1 protein-coding gene (cut by a window edge) is annotated in these 24,024 nt (G+C 71.9%); it reads left to right on the top strand.

The annotated features are described in order from the left end of the window. Window positions 1–35: 35 nt before the first annotated feature. Window positions 36–24,024, top strand: partial view of a non-ribosomal peptide synthase/polyketide synthase gene (locus ABD785_RS35310; protein WP_344837374.1) — the 5' portion only. It continues 17,423 nt past the right edge of the window; 23,989 of the gene's 41,412 nt are visible here — the first part of the coding sequence; its start codon is at window positions 36–38; its stop codon lies beyond the right edge, outside the window.

Below are 24,024 nucleotides of genomic sequence, written 5' to 3'. Positions count from 1 at the left end.
TCGGTGTGGCGACGACCGAGCTGACCGGCGGCACCGTGACGATCGGCCGCCCGGTGGACAACACCCGCCTCTACGTGCTCGATGACGGGCTGCTTCCGGTGGCGCCGGGCGTGGTCGGTGAGCTCTATGTCGCGGGCGCGCAGCTCGCCCGGGGCTATGTGGGCCGGGCCGCCTTGACCGCTCAGCGCTTCGTGGCCTGCCCGTTCGAGACGAACGAGCGGATGTACCGCACCGGTGACCTGGCCAGATGGACCGCCGATGGCCAGATCGTCTTCGCCGGTCGCGCCGACGACCAGGTGAAGGTGCGCGGCTACCGGATCGAGCCCGGTGAGATCGCGTCGGTCCTGGCCGGGCATCCGTCGGTGGCGCAGGCCGCGGTGATCGCCCTGGACGAGCGCCTGGTCGCCTACGTGGTGCCCGCGGAGAGCGCGGCACCCGTCGCGGACCTGCGCTCCCACCTGGCCGGGAGCCTGCCGGACTACATGGTCCCCGCCGCGATCGTCACCCTGGACGCCCTGCCCCTGACGGCCAACGGCAAGCTCGACCGGGCGGCGCTGCCCGATCCCGGCGAGCCCGCCACCACCAAGGCCGCGGACGAGCCCGCCAACGAGACCGAGACGGCCCTCGCGGCGATCTTCGCCGAGGTCCTCGGCCGCGACTCCGTCGGCAGGGACGACGACTTCTTCGACCTCGGCGGCCACTCGCTGCTGGCGATCCGGCTCCTGTCGCGGATCCGGGCGAGGCTCGGCGCCGACGTCCGGATCCGGATGCTGTTCGAGAGCCCGACCGTCTCCGCGCTGGCGGCCCGCCTGACGGGCACCGGCACGAACCCGTCCAGGATCGCCCTGCGCGCGGGGGTCAGGCCGGACCGGGTGCCGCTCTCCTCCGAGCAGCGGCGGATGTGGTTCCTGTCCCAGATGGACGGCCCGGACCCGACCTACAACGTGTCCCTGCTGATGCGCCTCACCGGCGACCTGGACGCCGACGCGCTCCGCGCCGCGGTCCGCGACCTGCTCGTCAGGCACGAGCCGCTCAGGACCGTGTTCGAGGTCGCCGACGACGGCGAGCCCTGCCAGCGTGTCCTCGACCCGGAAGGCCTGGACTGGGACGTCGAGTACACCGACGTCGCCACCGAGGACCTGACCGCAGCGGTCCGGCGGGCCGGCGGGCACGCCTTCGACCTGTCCGCGGAGATCCCGATCCGCGCGTCCCTGTTCCGGGTCGACCCGGAGACGCACGCGCTGCTGCTGGTCCTGCACCACATCGCCAGCGACGGCTGGTCGCGCGGCCCGCTGACCCGCGACCTGTCCGCCGCCTACACCGCCCGCAGGCAGGGCGGGGCTCCGGAATGGGCGCCGCTCCCGGTCCAGTACGCCGACTACGCACTGTGGCAGCGCGACCTGCTGGGCGACGAGAGCGATCCCGGCAGCGTCCTGGCGAAGCAGGTCCGCCACTGGCTCACGACGCTCGCCGGGGCTCCGGAGGAACTGAGCCTGCCCGTGGACCGGCCGCGCCCCGCGGTGTCGGCCCACCGCGGCCACCGGGTGCCGCTGCGGATCCCGGCCGAGGCGCACCGGCGGCTGCGGGACGTCTCCCGCGCAGAGGGCGTGACCGTCTTCATGACGTTGCAGGCCGCGCTCGCGGTCACCCTGTCGCGGCTCGGCGCCGGGACCGACATCCCGATCGGGACCGCGGTGGCAGGGCGCACCGACGAGGCGCTCAACGACCTCATCGGCTTCTTCATCAACACCCTGGTCATCCGCACCGACCTGTCCGGCGACCCGGAGTTCCGGGAGGTGCTCGAGCGGGTCAGGGAGGCCAGCCTCGGCGCCATGGCCCACCAGGACGTGCCGTTCGAGCGGCTGGTGGAGGAGCTGGCGCCGTCCCGTTCACTGGCCCGCCACCCGCTCTACCAGGTCATGCTGACCCTGCACGACGCCGAGCGCGGCACCCCGGAACTGCCCGGGCTGACCGTCACCGGCGAGTCGGTCACCGGCGACGGCACCGCCATCCCGGCCCGCTTCGACCTGGATGTCGCCCTCATCGAGACGTTCGACGACCAGGGCGACCCGGCCGGGCTCCAGGGCAGCGTCACCGCCGACGCGGGCCTGTTCGACGAGGCGACCGCGGAACGGATCGCGGACTGGTACGGCCGGGTACTGGAGACGGCCCTGGCGGCCGTCGAGATCAGGCTGCACGCCATCGATCTGCTCGACGCTCCGCGGCGCCGTCAGGTGCTGGAGGAGTGGAACGACACGGCCGCCGAGCTTCCGCCGGGGAACGCGGTGGAGCTGTTCGCGGCGCGTGCGGTGGAGGTTCCGGACGCGGTCGCGGTGGCCGCCGAGGGTGTCGAGGTGTCGTATCGGGAGCTGGATGAGGCCTCTGCCCGGCTGGCCCGTTTCCTGGTGGGTCAGGGTGTGGGTGCTGAGTCGGTTGTCGGGCTCTGTTTGCCTGCGGGTCGGGATCTGGTGACGGCGCTCCTCGCGGTCTGGAAGGCGGGTGCTGGTTATGTGCCGATCGATCCGCAGTATCCGGTGGAGCGGATCTCGTTCATGCTGGCCGACAGCGGTGCGGTCCTGCTGCTGACCGATGAGGAGACATCGGGGGATCTTCCCGTTTCGGGAGCGGCCCGGATGGTGTTGCTGGATGATCCGCTGACTGTGATGCAGGTGGGCGCGGAGCCGGTGACGGCTCCCGAGATCGAGGTGTGTCCGGACGGTCTGGCGTATGTGATCTACACGTCGGGTTCGACGGGGATGCCGAAGGGCGTCGCGGTCACGCATGGAGGTCTGGCGAACTACGTCTCTTGGGCTGCTGACGCCTACGGCATGGCGGCAGGCGGTGGATCTCCGCTGCACTCCTCGATCGCGTTCGACCTGACGGTGACCAGTGTCGTGGTGCCGCTGATCTCGGGTGCGGCGGTCGTGGTCGGTGCCTCCGGCGACGTCGAGGGCCTGGCGGATGTCCTGCGGGACGGCGGCGGGTTCGGCCTGGTGAAGGCGGTCCCCGCGCATCTGGCGCTGCTGTCGGAGTCGCTTTCCGATGACGAGGTGGCGAGTGCCGCCCGGACGTGGGTCGTGGGTGGTGAGGCGTTGCCGGGTTCGCTCGTGGCCTCGTGGTTGGGGCGGGCGCCGGGTTCGACGATTGTAAACGAGTACGGTCCGACCGAGACCGTGGTCGGTTGTTGTGTGTTCGAGGTGGTGGCGGGTCAGGAGCTGGGTGCTTCGGTGCCGATAGGCCGTCCGATCGCCAACACGCGTCTGTTCGTGCTGGACGAGGGCTTGAACCCTGTTCCTCCGGGTGTGGCGGGGGAGCTGTACATCGCGGGTGCTCAGCTGGCCCGGGGCTATGTCGGCCGTCCTGGTCTGACGGGTGAGCGGTTCGTGGCGAATCCGTTCGGCCCGGGTGAGCGGATGTACCGCACCGGGGACCTGGCGAAGTGGACCGCCGAGGGGGTGCTGGAGTTCCTGGGGCGTGCGGACGAGCAGGTGAAGGTCCGTGGATACCGGATCGAACCCGGCGAGATCGAAGCCGTCCTGACCGCGCATCCGGCCGTGGCACAAGCCGCTGTGATCGTCCGTGAGGAGAGGCTGATCGCCTACGCCGTCCCCGTCGACGGCGAGGACCTCTCCCTGGAGCAGGTGCGGGAGCAGACCGCCGCCCGGCTGCCCGAATACATGCGGCCATCGGCGTTCGTCGCACTGCCCGCCCTGCCGCTGACCTCCAACGGCAAGCTCGACCGGGCCGCGCTGCCCGCACCCGAGGCCGCCGCCGGGCAGGGCCGCGGACCGGCGACGGTGCTGGAAGAGCTGCTGTGCGGGCTCTGCGCCCAGATCCTCGGCGTGGAGTCGGTCGGCGTCGACGACAGCTTCTTCGACCTCGGCGGGCACTCCCTGCTCGCGGTGCGGCTGATCTCCAGGATCCGGGCCGTGCTGGGCGTCGAACTGCCGCTGCGGGCGCTGTTCGAGGCGCCGACCGTCGAGCAGATGGCCGCCCGGCTGAACGAGACCGGCGGGACCACGGCCAGGCCGGCCGTCCGGGCCGTGCCGCGCCCCGAGCGGGTGCCCCTGTCGTTCGCGCAGCTCCGGCTGTGGTTCCTGTCCCGGCTCGAGGAGTCGGGCACCACTTACAACCAGCCGACCGCGGTGCGGCTCGGCGGCGACCTCGACGAGGCCGCACTGAACGCCGCCCTGCGCGACGTCCTCGACCGGCACGAATCCCTCCGCACGATCTTCCCGTCCGCCGACGGCATGCCCTACCAGCGGATCCTCGCTCCCGAGGAGCTGGACTGGGCGGTCGAGACCGTCGAGGTGGAACCCGATGACCTGGCGGACGCGGTCGCCGCGGCCTCGGCGCACGTCTTCGACCTCGAACGCGAGGTGCCGATCCGCTCCTGGCTGTTCCGCGCCGGCGCCGGCGACGCCGTCCTGGTGGTGCTGCTCCACCACATCGCGACCGACGGCTGGTCAGCGGGCCCGCTCGCCCGCGACCTCTCCGCCGCCTACGCGGCGCGCTCGGAAGGCGCGGCCCCGGCGTGGGAGCCGCTGCCGGTGCAGTACGCCGACTACGCGCTCTGGCAGCGCGACCTGCTCGGCGACGAGGACGACCCGGACAGCCCGCTGTCCCGGCAGACGGCCTACTGGCGGGAGACGCTGGCGGGCGCGCCGGAGGAACTGAGCCTCCCGGTCAGCCGTCCCCGCCCCGCCACCGCGGGCAACCGCGGTCACCGGGTGCCGCTCGACCTGCCGGTCGAGGTCCACCAGCGGCTCGTGGACCTGGCCCGCGCCGAGGGCGTCACGACGTTCATGGTGGTGCAGGCCGCGGTCGCCGTGCTGCTGTCGAGGCTCGGCGCCGGCACGGACATCCCGATCGGCTCCGCCGTCGCCGGCCGCTCCGACGAGGCACTGAACGACCTCGTCGGGTTCTTCGTCAACACCCTGGTCATCCGCACCGACCTGGCCGGGGATCCGGAGTTCCGTGAGGTGCTGTCCCGGGTGCGGGAGACCACGCTGGGGGCGCTGGCCCATCAGGACGTGCCGTTCGAGCGCCTGGTCGAGGAGCTGGCGCCCTCGCGGTCGCTGTCCCGCCACCCGCTGTTCCAGGTCATGCTCACGGTGCAGAACAACGAGCGTCCCGTCGCCGGGCTGCCGGGCGTGCGGACCGATGAGGTCCCCTCCACCGGGGACGGCACGGTCGCCGCCCGCTTCGACCTCGAGGTGACGGTCGGCGAGACCTTCGACGAGCACGGCGGCCCCGCGGGGCTGCGGGGCTCGGTGACGGCCGGCGCCGACCTGTTCGACCTCGCCTCGGTGGGCGTGCTCGCCGAACGGCTGGAACGCGTGCTGGCCGCGGTCACCGCCGACCCCTCCGCCCGAGTGCGGGCGGTCCCCGTCCTGGACGGCGACGAGCGTGATCTTCTCCTGCACGGCTGGAACGACACCGCGGCCGACGTTCCGGCCGGGAGCGTCGCGGAGTCGTTCGAGCGTCAGGTGGCGTCCCGGCCGGACGCGGTCGCCGTCGTCGCCGACGGCGTGTCGCTGACGTACGCGGAGCTGGCGGGCCGGTCGGACCGGATCGCCGGACGGCTGCGGGCAGCGGGCGTCGGCGCCGAGACGATCGTGGGCCTGTGCCTGCCCCGTGGCGTTCGGATGGTCGCGGCGATCCTGGGCGTGTGGAAGGCGGGAGCGGCCTACGTGCCGCTGGACCCGCAGCTTCCGACGGAGCGCCTCGACTTCCTGGTCGCCGACAGCGGCGCCCGGCTCGTCCTCGCCGAGGAGGCCGAGCCGGTTCCGGTGACGGTTCCGGTCATCACCGTCGACGAGGCACTGACAGCAGATCCGGTGGCGCCCGTTCCGGTGCTGCCCGGCCAGCTCGCGTACGTGATCTACACGTCGGGGTCGACGGGTCTGCCCAAGGGCGTCGCGATCTCGCATGGTTCGCTGGCCAACCTCGCGTCCGTCTTCGCGGTGGAGCCTGGCGTGGGCGTGCTGCAGTTCGCGTCGTTCAGTTTCGACGCCTCGGTGCTGGACGTCGCGGTGGCGCTGAGCTCCGGTGCGTCCCTGGTCGTGGCGGGGGACCGGGAGCGTCAGGAACCGGGCCTGCTGGCGGAGCTCCCGGTGCAGGCGGCGAGCGTCGTGCCGTCGCTGCTGCGGGTGCTGGACGCCGCGACGCTGCCCGAGGTGTCGCGGCTGCTGGTGGGTGCCGAGGCCATCGACGAGGCGACGGCGCGGGAGTGGGCGCGGGGCCGTGAGCTGGTCAACACCTACGGGCCGACCGAGACCACGGTGATGGTGGCCTCCGGAGCGGTGGACGTGGACCGTCCGGGCACGGTGCCGTTCGGCCGCCCGATCGCCAACACCCGGCTGTACGTGCTGGACGAGGCGTTGCAGCCGGTCCCGGCGGGCGTGGCCGGTGCGCTGTACGTGGCCGGAGTCCAGGTGGCGCGCGGGTACGCGGGCCGTCCGGGGCTGACGGGCGAGCGGTTCGTCGCCTGCCCGTACGGGGCGGGGGAGCGGATGTACCGCACCGGCGACCTGGCCCGATGGACCTCCGACGGCCAGCTCGTCTTCGCCGGGCGCTCCGACGAACAGGTCAAGATCCGCGGCTTCCGGGTGGAGCCCGGCGAGATCGAGGCCGTGCTCACGGGCCATCCGTCGGTGGACCAGGCCGCGGTGATCGTCCGGGAGGACCGGCTGGTCGCCTACGTCGTCGGCGACGTGTCCGAGCTCCGCTCCTACGCGGCTCAGCGGCTGCCGGAGTACATGATCCCGGCCGCGTTCGTGGAGCTGGCGGTGCTGCCGCTGACCGTGAACGGCAAGCTCGACCGCAGGGCCCTGCCCGCCCCCGAGTACGACCGGCCCGAGAGCCGCGGTCCGGTGACGGTGCAGGAGGAGATCCTCTGCCAGGTGTTCGCCGAGGTCCTCGGCATCGATGCGGTGGGCGTCGACGACAATTTCTTCGAGCTGGGCGGGCATTCGCTGCTGGCGGTGTCGCTGGTGGAGCGGCTGCGGGTCGCGGGTGTGCCGGTGTCGGTGCGGGCGCTGTTCGAGGCTCCGACGCCCGCGGGTCTGGCGGGGGCGGCTGCTCCGGAGGCGGTGCCGGTTCCGGAGAACCTGATCCCGGACGGTGCCGGGCGGATCACGCCGGAGATGCTGCCGCTGGTGGCCCTGTCCCAGCCCGAGATCGACCGGGTCGTGGCCTCCGTGGAGGGCGGCGCGCCGAACGTCGCGGACGTCTACCCGCTGGCGCCCATGCAGGAGGGCCTGCTCTTCCACCACCTGCTGGCCGACGGCGGCGACGACGCCTACGTGACCGTGCGCGTCCTGGAGTTCGACTCCCCGGCCAGGCTGGACCGGTTCGCGGCCGGCCTCCAGCAGATGGTCGACCGGCACGACATCTACCGCACCGGTGTGGTGTGGGAAGGGGTGTCCGAACCGGTCCAGGTCGTCTGGCGCAGGGCCCTCCTGCCGGTGCGGACGGTCGAGCTGTCCGGCCCCGCCGAGGACAGGGCCGCCGCCCTGACGGCGGCCGCCGGAACGGTGATGGACCTGAGCCGTGCTCCGCTGATGGACCTGCACGTCGCGCCGCTTGGTGACGGCCGCGTCCTGGCCCTCCTGCGGATGCACCACATGACCCAGGACCACCTCGGCATGGACGTGCTCCTCGGCGAGCTGCACAAGGTCCTGTCCGGTCGCGGCTCCGAGCTCGCTCCGGCACGGCCGTTCCGGAACTTCATCGCCCAGGCGCGTGGCGGGGTGACCCGCGAGGAGCACGAACGTCACTTCAGCGCGCTGCTGGGGGACGTGACCGAGACGACCGCCCCGTTCGGCCTCGTCGACGTGCGCGGCGACGGCTCGGGCGTCGTGTCGGCGACCGCGCCCCTGCCCGAACGGGTCGAGGCGGACCTCCTGCGGGTGGCGCGGTCCCTGGGCGTCAGCCCGGCGACGGTGATGCACGTGGTGTGGGCGCGGGTGCTGGGATCGCTCTCCGCCCGCGACGACGTGGTCTTCGGGACCGTCCTGTTCGGCCGGATGAACGCCGGAGCGGGCGCCGACCAGGTGCTCGGCCCGTTCATCAACACCCTGCCGGTGCGGATGAGCACCCGGATCAGCGTCCGCACCGCGGTGGAGCGGATGCGCGACCAGCTCGCCGCGCTGCTGGAGCACGAGCACGCGCCGCTCGCGGTGGCGCAGCGGGCCTCCGGGCTCGTCGGCGACGCCCCCCTGTTCACCTCGCTGTTCAACTACCGGCGCGGCGACCGGCGCCGGGCGGAGGAGACCGGGCGCGAGAGCGTCGAGGGCATCCGCAGCGTGCTCACCGAGGACCGCACGAACTATCCGCTGGTCGTGTCGGTGAACGACGGCGGCGAGGGCATGAGCTTCACCGTCCAGGTGGCCGGCTCGATCGACGCCTCCGCGATCTGCCGGATGCTGTGCGCCGCGACCGAGCGGATCGTCTCCCTCGCCGAGCTCGCCCCGGACGGCGACCTGGACGGCGTGCCCGTGCTGGACGACGCCGACCGCGAGCTGCTGCTCCACGGCTGGAACGAGCGTGCGGCAGAGGCCCCCGGCGACGGCGTCGTCGAGCTTTTCGAGCGGCAGGCCGCGGCCCGTCCCGAAGCGGTCGCGGTGACCTCGGGCGAGGAATCGCTGACCTACGGCGAGCTGGACGGCCGGGCGAACCGGCTGGCCCGGCACCTGCGCGGGTCCGGCGTCGTCACCGGGTCACTGGTCGGCGTGGTGCTCGAACGCGGCCTCGACGTCGTCGTGTCGCTGCTGGCGGTGCTGAAGGCCGGCGCCGGGTACGTCCCGCTCGATCCGCGTTCGCCCGCGGGGCGGATCGCGACGGTCCTGGCGGACGCCGAGGTCACCGCGGTGATCACCCAGGAGAGCGGCGGGCAGGCGATCGAGGGCCCGGCGCCCGTGGTGGTCCTCGACGGCGAGGGGACCGCGGAGCTGCTCGCGGGGCTGCCGGACGGTCCGCTGTCCCTGCCCGTCGCACCGGAGCAGACCGCCTACGTGCTGTACACCTCGGGTTCGACCGGCACCCCGAAGGGGGTCATGGTCACCCACCGGAACGTGGTGGCGCTGCTGGCCGCGACGGAGGACACCTTCGCCCTGGACGCCGAAGACGTGTGGAGCTGCTTCCACTCCTTCGCGTTCGACTACTCGGTGTGGGAACTGTGGGTGCCGCTGATGCGGGGCGCCCGGGTGGTGGTCGTCTCCTACGAGGTGTCCCGCAACCCGGAGGAGTTCGCCCGGCTCGTGGAACGCGAGGGCGTGACGGTCCTGAGCCAGACGCCGTCGGGCTTCTCCCAGCTCCAGGCCGTCCAGGCGGGGCCGCCGCCGTCGGTGCGGCTCGTGGTGTTCGGCGGCGAGGCGCTGGAGCCGTCGCGGGTGGCCGGCTGGCGGACCGGAGCGGGTCCCCGGCTGGTCAACATGTACGGGATCACCGAGACGACCGTGCACTCGACCCACCGGGAACTGACCGGCACCGAGTCCGGCAGCGTCATCGGACGCGGGCTGCCGGGCACCGCGCTGTACGTGCTGGACGACCGGCTGCAGCCCGTCACGCCGGGCGTGGTCGGGCAGGTGTACGTCGCGGGAGCGCAGGTCACCCGCGGGTACATGGGCGAGGCGGGGCTGACGGGCGGGCGGTTCGTGGCCTGCCCGTTCGGCAGCGGGCAGCGGATGTACCGCACCGGTGACCTCGCAAAGTGGACCGCGGACGGGCAGCTCGTCTTCGCCGGCCGCGCCGACGACCAGGTGAAGATCCGCGGCTTCCGGATCGAGCCGGGCGAGATCGAGGCGGTGCTGGCCGGGCATCCGTCGGTGGAGCAGGCCGCGGTGATCGCGCGGGAGGACCGGCTGGTCGCCTACCTCGTTCCGGCCAGGGAGACGGTCTCCGTCGCCGACCTGTGGGAGCACGCCAGGCTGAGCCTGCCCGAATACATGATCCCGGTGGCCGCTGTGACGCTGCCGGAGCTGCCGCTCACCGTCAACGGAAAGCTCGCCAAAGCGCTGCTGCCCGCACCGGAGTTCCACCGGGCCGCGAGCCGGGGCCCGGTCACGGTGCGGGAGGAGATCCTCTGCCGGATCTTCGCCGACGTGCTGGGCCTCGACTCCGTCGGCATGGACGACAACTTCTTCGAGCTGGGCGGCCACTCGCTGCTGGCGGTGTCGCTGGTGCAGCGGCTGCGCGCCGCGGGCGTCCCGGTGTCGGTGCGCGCGCTGTTCGACGCCCCGACCCCGTCCGGGCTGGCCGACGCGGCCGCACCCGAGGCCGTGCCGGTCCCGGCGAACCTGATCCCCGAGGGCGCCGAGCGGATCACGCCGGAGATGCTGCCGCTGGTGTCGCTGTCCCAGCCGGAGATCGACCGCCTGGTGGGACTGGTCGAGGGCGGCGCCCCGAACGTGGCGGACGTCTACCCGATGGCGCCGCTCCAGGAGGGCCTGCTCTTCCACCACCTGCTCGCCGACGGCGGCGTCGACGCCTATCTGACCGCCCGGGTGATCGAGTTCGATTCCCGGACGCTGCTGGACGCGTTCGTGGCGGCGTTGCAGCAGGTCATGGACCGGCACGACATCTACCGCACCGGCGTGGTGTGGGAGGGGGTGTCCGAGCCGGTCCAGGTGGTCTGGCGCCGCGCCCGGCTGTCCGTGGACCTGGTCGAACTCGCCGATCCCGGCACCGACCCGGCCGAGGCGCTGAACAGGGCGGTCGGCTCGGCGATGGACCTGAGCCGGGCCCCGCTGATGGACATGCACATCACCGAGGCCGGCGACGGCCGGTGGCTGGGCCTGCTGCGGATGCACCACATGACCCAGGACCACCTGGGCATGGACGTGCTCCTCGAGGAACTGCGCGAGGTGATGCTCGGGCGCGGTTCCGAGCTGGCGCCCGCACGGCCGTTCCGGAACTTCATCGCTCAGGTCCGCGGCGGTGCGCCGGACGCGGAGCACGAGCGGTACTTCACCGGCCTGCTGGGCGACGTGACCGAGACGACCGCGCCGTACGGCCTGGTCGACGTGCGCGGCGACGGCTCCGGCGTCGTGTCGCTGACCGAGCCCCTGCCCGAGCAGGTCGAGACCGGTCTCCTGAGGGTGGCGCGGTCGCTGGGCGTCAGCCCGGCGACGGTGATGCACGTGGTGTGGGCGCGGGTGCTGGGCGCGCTGTCCGGCCGGGACGACGTGGTGTTCGGGACGGTGCTGTTCGGCCGGATGAACGCCGGTGAGAACGCCGACCAGGTCCTCGGCCCGTTCTTCAACACGCTGCCCGTGCGGATGGGGACCCGGCTCGGCGCCCGCGCCGCCGTGGAAGCGATGCAGGCCCAGCTCGCGGCCCTGCTGGAGCACGAGCACGCCCCCCTCGCCACGGCGCAGCGGGCCTCGGCCCTGCCCGCGAACGCCCCGCTGTTCAGCTCGATGTTCAACTACCGGCACGGCAGCCGGCGGCAGAGCGAGAACACCGGGCGCGAGAGCGTGGAGGGCATCAGGATGGTGCTCTTCCGGGAGCGCACGAACTACCCGCTGACCGTGGCGGTGAACGACGAGGGCGACAGCCTGAGCATCACCGTCCAGGTGGTGGACTCGATCGATCCCCACGCCCTGTGCCGGATGCTGTGCACGGCGACCGAGCGGATCGTGTCCCTGCTGGAGAACGAGCCGGACGGGCCCCTGCACACGGTCAGCGTGCTGGACGACGCGGAACGCGATCTGCTGGTGCATGGCTGGAATGACACGGCGTCCGGGGCTCCGGCCGAGAGCGTCGTGGAGGCGTTCGGGCGTCATGTGGTGGAGCGGCCGGATGCGGTGGCGGTGGTCGCTGATGGGGTGTCGGTGACGTATGCGGAGCTTGCCGATCAGGCGGATCGGATCGCCGGGTGGTTGGGTGCGGCGGGGGTGGGTGCGGAGTCGGTCGTCGGGTTGTGTCTGCCGCGTGGTGTGGGGATGGTCGCGGCGATTCTGGGTGTGTGGAGGGTGGGGGCGGCGTATGTGCCGTTGGATCCGCAGCTTCCTGCCGAGCGTTTCGACTTCCTGGTGGCCGACAGCGGGGCCGGTCTGGTCCTGACCGATCTTGATGAGGCGTTGGCGTCCGATCCTGCGGCGCCCGTTGCGGTGTTGCCTGGTCGGCTGGCGTATGTGATCTATACGTCGGGGTCGACGGGTGTGCCGAAGGGTGTCGGGGTGTCGCATGGTTCGCTGGCGAACCTGGCGGCGGTGTTCGCGGTGGAGCCCGGGGTGGGTGTGCTGCAGTTCGCGTCGTTCAGTTTCGACGCCTCGGTGCTGGACGTCGCGGTGGCGCTGAGCAGCGGTGCGTCGCTGGTGATCGCGGGGGACAGGGAGCGTCAGGAACCTGGTCTGCTGGCCGGGCTCCCGGTGCAGGCGGCCAGCGTCGTGCCTTCGCTGCTGAGGGTGCTCGACCCGTCCGCGCTGCCCGAGGTGTCGCGTCTCCTGGTGGGTGCCGAGGCGATCGACGAGGCGACCGCGCGGACCTGGGGTGAGGGCCGTGAGCTGGTCAACACCTATGGGCCGACCGAGGCGACGGTGATGGTGGCCTCGGGCGCGGTGGACGTGGACCGTCCCGGTGTGGTGCCGTTCGGGCGTCCGATCGCCAACACCCGGCTCTACGTGCTGGACGAGGCGCTCCTGCCCGTTCCGGCCGGTGTCGCGGGTGAGCTGTACGTGGCCGGTGTGCAGGTGGCGCGCGGCTATGTGGGCCGGGCCGCCCTGACGGGTGAGCGGTTCGTGGCCTGCCCGTTCGGTTCCGGTGAGCGGATGTACCGCACGGGTGACCTGGCGAAGTGGACGGCCGACGGGCAGCTCGTGTTCGCGGGACGGTCGGACCAGCAGGTCAAGATCAGAGGGTTCCGGGTGGAGCCGGGCGAGATCGAGGCCGTCCTGGCGGGGCACCCGGCGGTCGATCAGGTCGCGGTGATCGCACGTGAGGACCGGCTGGTCGCCTACGTCGTCGGCGAGGCAGCCGACCTGCGCGCCCACGCGGCGCTGCATCTGCCCGAGTACATGGTCCCGTCCGCGTTCGTGACGCTGGACGCCCTCCCGCTGACCGTCAACGGCAAGCTCGACCGGGCCGCCCTGCCCGCCCCCGAGCGCATCGGAGGCGGCGGCCGGGGACCGGAGACCGTCCAGGAGGAACTGCTGTGCGGCGCGTTCGCGCAGATCCTCGGCGTGGAGTCGGTCGGCGTCGACGACGGCTTCTTCGACCTCGGCGGCCACTCCCTGCTCGCCGTCCGGCTGATCTCGCGGGTGCGCGCGGTGCTGGGCGTGGAACTGCCGCTGCGCGTGCTGTTCGAGGCGCCGACCCCGGCCCTGCTGGCGGCGCGCCTCGCCGCGACCGCGGACGGCGGGCCCAGGGCCGCTCTGCGGGCGGCCCCTCGACCCGAGCGGATCCCGCTGTCGTTCGCGCAGCGCCGCCTGTGGTTCCTGGCCCAGCTCGAAGGGCCGAACGCCAGCTACAACAACCCGATGATGCTGCGACTGCCCGCCGACGTGGACGTCGCGGTGCTCGAGGCGGCCCTCCGGGACGTCCTCGGCCGCCACGAGGCACTACGGACGGTGTTCCCGCAGGTCGACGGCGAGCCGTACCAGCGGATCCTCGACCTGGACGAGCTCGACTGGGGCATCGAGCAGGTCGACATCGCCGCCGGTGAACTGGCCGGAGCGGTCGCGGAGGCGTCCCGGTACGCCTTCGACTTCGCGGTGCAGGTGCCGGTCAGGGCCTGGCTGTTCCGGCCGGGAACGGAGGACCCGACCCTGGTGCTGCTGCTGCACCACATCGCGACCGACGGCTGGTCCATGGCCCCCCTGGGCCGGGACGTGTCGGCGGCGTACGAGGCGCGCGGGCGCGGCGAGGCTCCGGTGTGGGAGCCGCTGCCCGTCCAGTACGCCGACTACGCGCTCTGGCAGCGCGACCTGCTCGGAGCGGAGGACGATCCGGACAGCCTGATCGCGGGTCAGCTCGGCTACTGGCGCGGCGTGCTCGCCGGGGTGCCGGAGGAGCTGAGCCTGCCTGCGGACCGGCCGCGGCCCGCGGTGGCGAGCCACCTCGGGCACAAGGTGCCGTTGCGGGTCCCGGCCGAGGTGCATCGCCGGATCGCCGACCTCGCTCGCGAGGAGGGCGTCACCGTCTTCATGGTGCTCCAGACGGCCCTCACCGTGATGCTGTCGCGGCTCGGCGCCGGCACGGACATCCCGATCGGCTCGCCTGTGGCGGGCCGTACCGACGAGGCGCTGGACGATCTGATCGGCTGTTTCGTCAACATGCTCGTGATCCGTGCCGATCTGTCGGGTGATCCGGACTTCCGGCAGGCGCTCGCCGTCGTGCGGGAGGCGAGCCTGGGTGCGATGGCCCATCAGGACGTTCCGTTCGAACGTCTGGTGGAGGAGCTGGCGCCGTCCCGCTCGATGGCCCGCCACCCGCTCGTCCAGGTCGTCATGACCTCCGCGGACACCGGTGTCCGGCGGGTCGAGTCGGAGCTGCGGGACGACCCCTCCGGTCTGGACGGCGCCGCGCAGACGATGGTGAAGTTCGACTTCTACGTGTCGGTCGCCGAGACCTTCGACGAGGACGGCCGTCCGGCGGGAGTCCGCGGCGCGGTCACGGTCGCAGCCGACCTGTTCGACGAGTCCACGGCCCGCCGCGCGACCGCCTGGTTCGTTCGGGTGCTGGAGGCGGTGGCCGCGGAGCCGGGGCTGCCGCTGCACCGGGTGCCGGTGGTCGACGAGGCCGAACGCGACCTGGTCGTGCGGGCCTGGAACGACACGGCCGCGCCGAGGCCGGACGCGAGCGTGGTGGAGCTGTTCGAGCGCCAGGCCGGGCTGCGTCCGGACGCGGTGGCGCTGGTGGCCGAGGGGCTGCCGGTCACGTACGCGGAACTGGACGTCCAGGCGAGCCGGCTGGCCCGGTACCTGACCGGTTCCGGGGTGGGCGCGGAGTCGGTGGTCGGGCTGTGCCTGCCGTCGGGCGCGGCGATGGTCGCGGCGATCCTGGGCGTGTGGAAGGCGGGCGCCGCCTATCTGCCGGTCGACGCGGAGCTTCCGGTGGAGCGGCTGGCGTTCCTGCTGGCCGACAGCGGAGCGTCGGTGCTCGTGGGGGCGGAGGAGGTCCTGGACGACCTGCCCGCAGGACGGATCCCGATGGTCGCCATCGACGATCCGATGATCCTGGCCGGTGGGGACTCCCGGCTCGCGGCGCCCGCGCTCGTGGCGGACGGCTTGGCGTATGTGATCTACACGTCGGGTTCGACGGGCGTGCCCAAGGGCGTCGCGGTGTCGCAGGGTTCGCTGGCGAACTATGTGACGTCGGTGTCGCAGCGGTTGGAGTGGACCGGATCGCGGATGCGGTACGGGCTGTTGCAGCCGCAGGTGACGGACCTGGGGAACACGGTGCTGTTCTCCGCGCTGGCGACGGGCGCTCAGGTGCACATCCTGGATCCCGGTGCGGTCGTGGACGCGGAGGCCGTCGCCGAGTACGTGCGGCGGGAGCGGATCGACGCGGTGAAGCTGGTGCCGTCGCATGCGATGGCGATCGGTGCCGAGCGGCTTCCGCTGGGGCATTCGCTGGTGCTGGGCGGTGAGGCCGCGCGTCCGGAGTGGGTGGAGGAGCTGGTCTCTGCCGGTTTCCGGGTGTTCAACCACTACGGCCCGACCGAGACGACCGTCGGTGTCGCGACGACGGAACTCACCGGCGGCACCGTGGCGATCGGCCGCCCCCTCGACAACACCCGTCTCTACGTGCTGGATGAGGGGCTGCTCCCGGTCGCGCCGGGCGTCACCGGTGAGCTTTACGTCGCGGGCGCCCAGCTCGCGCGGGGTTACGTCGGCCGGGCCGCGCTGACGGGTGAGCGCTTCGCCGCCTGCCCGTTCGGCTCCGGTGAGCGGATGTACCGCACGGGCGACCTGGCGAAGTGGACCTCCGACGGCCGGATCGTCTTCGCCGGTCGTGCCGACGACCAGGTGAAGGTGCGCGGCTACCGGATCGAGCCCGGAGAGGTCGCCTCGGTCCTGACAAGCCATCCCTCGGTGGCGCAGGCCGCCGTGGTCGCGCTCGACGAGCGGCTGGTCGCCTATGTGGTGGCGGCGGATGAGCTGTCGGCCGAGGCGGTCCGTGCCCATGTCGCGGAGCGGCTGCCGGAGTACATGGTCCCGGCCACGGTCGTCGAGCTGGAGGCGCTGCCGCTGACCGGCAACGGCAAGCTCGATCGCAAGGCCCTGCCCGCCCCCGACTACGCCGACCGGGGCGCCGTGGTGAAGCGGCCGCCGACCACTCCCGAGGAGACCGCCCTCTGCGAGGCCTTCGCCCTCGTCCTCGGCATCGAGGAGATCGGCCTCGACGACGACTTCTTCGACCTCGGCGGGCACTCCCTGCTCGCCGTGCGGCTGGTGTCGCGGATCCGGGCCACGCTCGGCCTCGAGATCGAGATCCGGCTGCTGTTCGAGGCGCCGACGGTGGCGCAGCTCGCCGTCCGGCTGACGGACGCCACGGAGCGGGCCCGGGTCGCGTTGCGCGCCATGGAACGTCCGGAGCGGATCCCGTTGTCGTTCGCCCAGCGCCGCCTCTGGTTCCTGACCCAGCTCGAAGGCCCCAACGCGACCTACAACAGCCCGATCCCGATGCGGCTGCCCGGTGACGTCGACACCGCCGTGCTCAACGCGGCCCTGCGCGACGTGATCGGCCGCCACGAGACCCTGCGGACGATCTTCCCGGCGGTCGACGGCGAGCCTTACCAGCACATCCTCGGGATGGACGAGCTCGACTGGGCCGTCGAGCAGGTCGAGGTGCCCGCGGAGGAACTGCACGAGGCAGCGGCCGAGGTGTCGCGGTACGCCTTCGACTTCTCCGTCGAGGTGCCGATCCGGGCATGGTTGTTCCGCTCGGGCGCCGAGGACCCGACGCTCGTGCTTCTCCTGCACCACATCGCCACGGACGGCTGGTCGATGGCGCCCCTGGCCCGCGACCTGTCCGTGGCGTTCGCGGCCCGTTCCCGGGGCGAGGCCCCGGTGTGGGAGCCGCTGCCCGTCCAGTACGCCGACTACGCGATCTGGCAGCAGGAACTGCTGGGCGAGGCGGACGACCCGGAGAGTCTCCTGTCGCGGCAGGTCGCCTACTGGCGTGAGGCGCTGGCGGGCTCGCCCGAGGAACTGAACCTTCCCGCGGACCGGCCGCGCCCGGCGGTGGCCGGCCGCCGAGGCCACCTGGCTCCGTTGCAGGTGCCCGCCGAAGTGCATCAGCGGCTGGCCGAGCTGGCCCGTGCCGAGGGTGTCACGATGTTCATGGTGGTGCAGGCTGCTCTGGCGGTGACGCTGTCGAGGCTTGGCGCGGGCACGGATGTTCCGATCGGTTCGGGTGTGGCGGGGCGTTCGGACGAGGCGTTGAACGATCTGGTCGGGTTCTTTGTGAACTCGCTGGTGGTCCGGACCGATCTGTCGGGTGATCCGGACTTCCGTGAGGTGTTGTCGCGGGTCCGTGAGACGACGCTCGGCGCCCTCGCCCATCAGGACGTGCCGTTCGAGCGCCTGGTCGAGGAGCTCACCCCGGTGCGGTCGCTGTCGCGGCACCCGCTGTTCCAGGTCGTCCTCACCCTGCAGAACGTCGACCGGGCCGTTCTCGACCTGCCCGGAGCGCGGGCCAGTGACGCGGCGGTCCTCGAAGCCGCGGTCCGCTGCGACGTGGACGTGATGGTCGGAGAGGTCTTCGACGCTCAGGGACGTCCGGCCGGGCTCCGGGGAAAGCTGACGGTGGCGGCCGACCTGTTCGAGCCGTCGATGGCGCAGCGGTTCTCGGACTGGCTCGTCCGCGTGCTGGCCACCGTGGCCGCGGAGCCCGAGACGCCGGTCCGTACGGTGCCGATGCTGGAGACCGCCGAACGCGACGTGCTGCTGCGGGACTGGAACGACACGGCCGCCGACGTCGCGGCGGGCACCGTGCTGGAGCTGTTCGACCGTCAGGTCGCGGCGAACCCGGAAGCCACGGCCGTGCTCTCCGACGGCGCGACGCTGACCTTCGGTGAACTGGACGCCCGGGCGAACCGGCTCGCCGGATACCTGCATCGTCTGGGTGTGGGCGCGGAGTCGCTGGTCGCGGTGGTCCTGCCGCGTGGTGTGGATCTGGCGGTGGCGCTGCTGGGCGTGCTCAAGGCGGGTGCCGCTTATCTGCCGATCGATGTGACGCTGCCCGCCGAACGGGTCGGGTTCATGATCGCTGATAGCCGGGCGATCGTGGTGGTGAGCACCGGTGATCTGCTGGACGATCTGCCGTCGGCCGGTGTGCTGATGGTCGACGTCGAGGATGTCTCCGGATCGGCGGAGGCTCTTGAGGTTTCCGTTCGCCCTGATGCCCTGGCGTATGTGATCTACACGTCGGGTTCGACGGGTGTGCCGAAGGGCGTTGCGGTTTCTCATCGCAGTGCGGTGAACCTCGTGACGGCTCAGACTGATCGTTTCGCGGTCGGTGTGGGGGATCGGGTGTTGCAGTTCGCCTCACCCAGCTTCGACGCCGCCGTCTCCGAAGTTCTGGTCACCTGGTGTTCTGGTGCTTCGCTGGTGGTCGCGGACGCCGATCGGTTGCTTCCGGGTAATGGTCTGGTCGAGGTGCTCGCCGGTTTCGGTGTCTCGCATGTGACGTTGCCGCCTGCTGCTTTGGCCGTGCTCGACCCGGCGGATCTAAGTTCGGTGCGGACCCTGGTGTCTGCTGGTGAAGCTCTTGATCCCGCTCTGGTGGGGCCGTGGTCTGAGGGCAGGCGTCTGATCAACGCCTACGGTCCGACGGAGACGACGGTCTGCGCGACCATGTCGCTGCCGCTGACAGCGGGCAACGCCCCCGTGATCGGCCACCCGATCGCCAACGGCCGGGTGTTCGTGCTGGATGAGGCGTTGCAGCCGGTTCCGGTCGGGGTGCCGGGTGACCTGTACATCTCCGGAGTCCTTCTGGCCCGTGGCTATGTGGGTCGTGCGGGTCTGACCGGTGAGCGTTTCGTGGCGTCTCCGTTCAATGCCGGTGAGCGGATGTACCGGACCGGCGACCTGGTGAAGTGGACCGCCGACGGGCAGTTGATGTTCGCCGGTCGCGTGGACGACCAGGTGAAGGTCCGTGGGTTCCGGATCGAGCCGGGTGAGATCGAGTCGGTCCTGTCGGCTTACCCGGGTGTGGTCCAGGCGGCTGTGGTCGTCCGTGACGAGCGGCTGGTCGCCTATCTGGTCGGCGAGGATCTTCCGGTCGATCTGGTGCGGGAGCACGTCGGCCGGCGGCTGCCGGAGTACATGATTCCGTCGGTGTTCGTCGTTCTCTCGGCGCTGCCGCTGACGAGTAGCGGGAAGATCGATCGTAAGGCGCTGCCCGCCCCTGACTACGTGGGTGCCGGTAGCGCGGGCGAGGGCAGGGCTCCTGCCACGGTGCAGGAAGAGCTGCTCTGCGACGCGTTCGCCCAGGTTCTCGGTCTGGAGTCCGTCGGTGTGGACGATGGTTTCTTCGACTTGGGTGGTCACTCTCTGCTGGCGGCGCGTCTGGTGTCGAGGATTCGTGCGGCGCTCGGTGTCGAGGTGGAGATCCGGACTCTGTTCGAGGCTCCGACGGTCGCTCAGCTCGCCGCGAGGATCGCGGAGAGCACGGCGCAGGCTCGGGTGGCGTTGAGCGCGGTGGAGCGTCCGGAGCGGATTCCGCTGTCGTTCGCCCAGCGCCGCCTGTGGTTCCTCGACCAGCTCGAAGGCCCCAACCCGACCTACAACAGCCCGATCCCGATGCGGCTGCCCGCCGACATGGACGTCACGGTGCTCAACGCCGTCCTGCGGGACGTGATCGGCCGCCACGAGTCCCTGCGGACGATCTTCCCCTCGGTCGACGGCGAGCCCTACCAGCGCATCCTCGGGATGGACGAGCTGGACTGGGCCGTCGACGAGGTCGAGGTGACCGAGGCGGACCTGCCGGCGGCGGTCGCCGAGGTGTCGCAGTACGCCTTCGACTTCTCCAGCGAGGTGCCGATCCGGGCATGGTTGTTCCGCTCGGGCGCCGAGGACCCGACGCTCGTGCTTCTCCTGCACCACATCGCGACCGACGGCTGGTCGATGGCGCCCCTGGCCCGTGATCTCTCGGTGGCGTTCGCGGCCCGTTCCCGGGGCGAGGCCCCGGTGTGGGAGCCGCTGCCCGTCCAGTACGCCGACTACGCCATCTGGCAGCGCGAGCTCCTCGGCGAGGAGTCCGACCCGGAGAGCCTGCTGTCGCGTCAGGTCGCCTACTGGCGGGAGGCGCTGGCGGGAGCCCCTGAGGAGCTGGTGTTCCCGGCCGACCGGCCGCGCCCGGCGGTGGCGAGCCACCGCGGCCATGCCGCACCGCTGCGGATATCGGCGGAGGTCCATCAGCACCTGGTGGACCTGGCCCGCGCGGAGGGCGTCACCACCTTCATGGTGATCCAGGCCGCCCTGGCGGTGACGCTGTCGAGGCTCGGCGCGGGCACCGACATCCCGATCGGCTCCGGTGTGGCGGGACGCTCGGACGAGGCGCTCAACGACCTGATCGGGTTCTTCGTGAACTCGCTGGTCATCCGCACCGACCTGTCGGGAGAGCCCGACTTCCGCGAGGTGCTGTCCCGGGTGCGGGAGACCACGCTGGGGGCGATGGCCCACCAGGACGTGCCGTTCGAGCGTCTGGTGGAGGAACTCACTCCTTCACGGTCCCTGTCGCGGCACCCGCTGTTCCAGGTCGTCCTCACCCTGCAGAACGTCGACCGGGCCGTCCTCGATCTGCCGGGCGCACGGGCCGGCGACGTCACGGCCCCCGACGCGGCGGTCCGCTGCGACCTCGACCTGATGGTCGGCGAGCTGTTCGACGCCGACGGCCGTCCCGCGGGCCTTCGAGGAAAACTCACCGTGGCGGCCGACCTGTTCGAGCCGATCATGGCTCAGCGGTTCTCGGACTGGCTGTCGCGCGTGCTGGCCCTGCTCGTCGCCCGGCCGGAGGCCCCGGTCCACACGGTGCCCGTGCTCGAGGCCGCCGAACGCGACGTGCTGCTGCGGGACTGGAACGACACGGCGGCGGCGCTCCCGGCCGCGACCGTGCTGGACCTCTTCGACGCACAGGTCACGGCCGCTCCGGACGCCCCGGCCGTGCTCTCCGACGGCGCGACGCTGACCTTCGGTGAACTGGACGCCCGCGCGAACCGGCTCGCCGGATACCTGCATCGCCTGGGTGTCGGCACGGAGTCGCTGGTCGCGGTCGTCCTGCCGCGTGGCGTCGACCTCGCGGTGGCGCTGCTGGGCGTGCTGAAGACGGGCGCCGCTTATCTGCCGATCGATGTGACGCTGCCCGCGGAACGCGTCGGCTTCATGATCGCTGACAGTCGGGCGATCGTCGTGCTGGGCTCTGCGGACGTCCTCGACGATCTGCCGTCGACCGGTGTGCTGACCGTGGACATCGCGGATGTCTCCGGCCCCTCGGATGCCCTCGAAGTGACCGTTCGCCCGGACGCCTTGGCGTATGTGATTTACACGTCGGGTTCGACGGGTGTGCCGAAGGGTGTGGCGGTTTCTCATCGCAGTGCGGTGAATCTGGTGGTGGCTCAGGCTGATCGTTTCGCGGTTGGTGTGGGGGATCGGGTGTTGCAGTTCGCGTCTCCGAGCTTCGATGCCGCCGTGTCCGAGGTTCTGGTGACGTGGTGTTCGGGTGCTTCGCTGGTGGTCGCGGATGCGGACAGGTTGTTGCCGGGCAATGGTCTGGTCGGGGTGTTGTCCGGGTTCGGTGTCTCGCATGTGACGTTGCCGCCTGCGGCTTTGGCGGTGTTGGATCCGGCGGATCTTAGTTCGGTGCGGACCCTGGTGTCCGCCGGTGAGGCCCTGGATCCGGGTCTGGTGGGTCCGTGGTCCGCAGGCAGGCGCCTGATCAACGCCTATGGTCCGACGGAGACGACGGTCTGCGCGACCATGTCGCTGCCGCTGACGGAGGGCGACGCCCCCGTGATCGGCCACCCGATCGGCAACGGCCGGGTGTTCGTGCTGGACGGGGCGCTACAGCCGGTCCCGGTCGGCGTGCCCGGCGACCTGTACGTCTCCGGAGTCCTTCTGGCTCGCGGTTACGTGGGCCGTGCCGGGCTGACCGCCGAACGTTTCGTGGCGTCCCCGTTCAACGCCGGTGAGCGGATGTACCGGACCGGCGACCTGGTGAAGTGGACCGCCGACGGGCAGTTGGTGTTCGCCGGTCGCGTGGACGACCAGGTGAAGGTCCGTGGTTTCCGGATCGAGCTGGGAGAGGTCGAGACGGTCCTGTCGGCTTACCCGGGCGTGGTCCAGGCGGCCGCGGTCGTCCGTGACGAGCGGCTGATCGCCTACCTCGTCGGCGAGGACCTTCCGATCGATCTGGTGCGGGAGCACAGCGGACGACGGCTGCCCGAATACATGATCCCGTCCGCGTTCGTCGTCCTGCCCGCCCTGCCCCTGACGAGCAGCGGAAAGATCGACCGCAAGGCCCTCCCCGCCCCGGACCACTCCGGGACCGGCCTGAACGCGAGCCGCGGCCCGATCACCGTGCAGGAAGAACTGCTCTGCGACGCCTTCGCCCACGTCCTCGGCCTGGACTCCATCGGCGTCGACGACGGCTTCTTCGACCTCGGCGGCCACTCCCTGCTGGCCGCCCGTCTCGTGTCGCGGATCCGGGCCACGCTCGGCGTCGAGGTCGAGATCCGGACCCTGTTCGAGGCCCCGACCGTCGCCCGGCTCGCCGCCAAGATCACCGAAGGCACGGAACGGGCACGGGTCGCGCTCACCGCGGTCGAACGCCCGGAACGGATCCCGCTGTCCTTCGCCCAGCGCCGCCTGTGGTTCCTCGCCCAGCTCGAAGGCCCCAACCCGACCTACAACAACCCGATCACCCTGCGCCTGGACGGCGACGCCGACATCCCCGCGCTGAACGCGGCCCTGCGTGACGTGATCGGCCGCCACGAGTCCCTGCGGACGATCTTCCCCTCGGTGGACGGCGAGCCCCACCAGCACATCCTCGGGATGGACGAGCTGGACTGGGCCGTCGACGAGGTCGAGGTGACCGAGGCGGACCTCCCGGCGGCCCTGGCCGAGGCGTCCGGGTACGGCTTCGACTTCGCGGCGCGGGTGCCGATCCGGGCCTGGCTGTTCCGCCCGGGCCCGGACGAGTGCGTCCTGTTGCTGCTGCTGCACCACATCGCGACCGACGGCTGGTCGATGGCGCCTCTGGCCCGCGACCTGTCGACGGCGTACGAGGCGCGCAGGCGCGGCGAGGCTCCCGTGTGGGAGCCGCTGCCCGTCCAGTACGCCGACTACGCCATCTGGCAGCGCGACCTGCTCGGCGACCCGGACGACCCGGAGAGCCCGCTGTCCCGGCAGACGGCCTACTGGCGGGAGACGCTGGCGGGAGCGCCGGAGGAGCTGACCCTTCCCGCGGACCGGCCGCGCCCGGCCGTGGCGAGCCACCGCGGCTACGTGGCCCCGCTGCGGGTGCCGGCCGACGTGCACGAACGGCTGGCGGACCTGGCCAGGGCCGAAGGCGTCACCATGTTCATGGTCGTGCAGGCCGCCCTGGCGGTCACCCTGTCCCGGCTGGGAGCGGGCACCGACATCCCGATCGGCTCCGGCGCCGCGGGACGCTCCGACGAGGCCCTGAACGATCTCGTCGGGTTCTTCGTCAACACCCTGGTCGTGCGCACGGACCTGTCGGGCGATCCGGAGTTCCGGCAGGTCCTGTCCCGCGTCAGGGAGGCGACCCTGGGGGCCCTCGCCCACCAGGACGTGCCGTTCGAGCGGCTGGTGGAGGAGCTGGCGCCGTCCCGGTCGCTGGCCCGGCACCCCCTGTTCCAGGTGATGCTGACCTTGCAGAACGTCGAACGGTCCGGAGTCGGCCTGGCGGGCGTCCGAGGCGCGGGAGCGCCGCGGGAGACCGGTACGGACGCCTCCACCTCGGTGAAGTTCGACCTCGAGGTGACCGCCGGCGAGGTGTTCGGCGACGACGGCCGTCCGGCGGGCCTGCGCGGATCGCTGACCGTGTCGGTGG

Source organism: Actinocorallia longicatena, from assembly GCF_039534125.1.
Classification (GTDB): Bacteria; Actinomycetota; Actinomycetes; order Streptosporangiales; family Streptosporangiaceae; genus Actinocorallia; species Actinocorallia longicatena.
The sequence above is the reverse complement of the archived record's forward strand: the minus strand, read 5'-3'. Positions and strand labels throughout refer to the sequence as shown.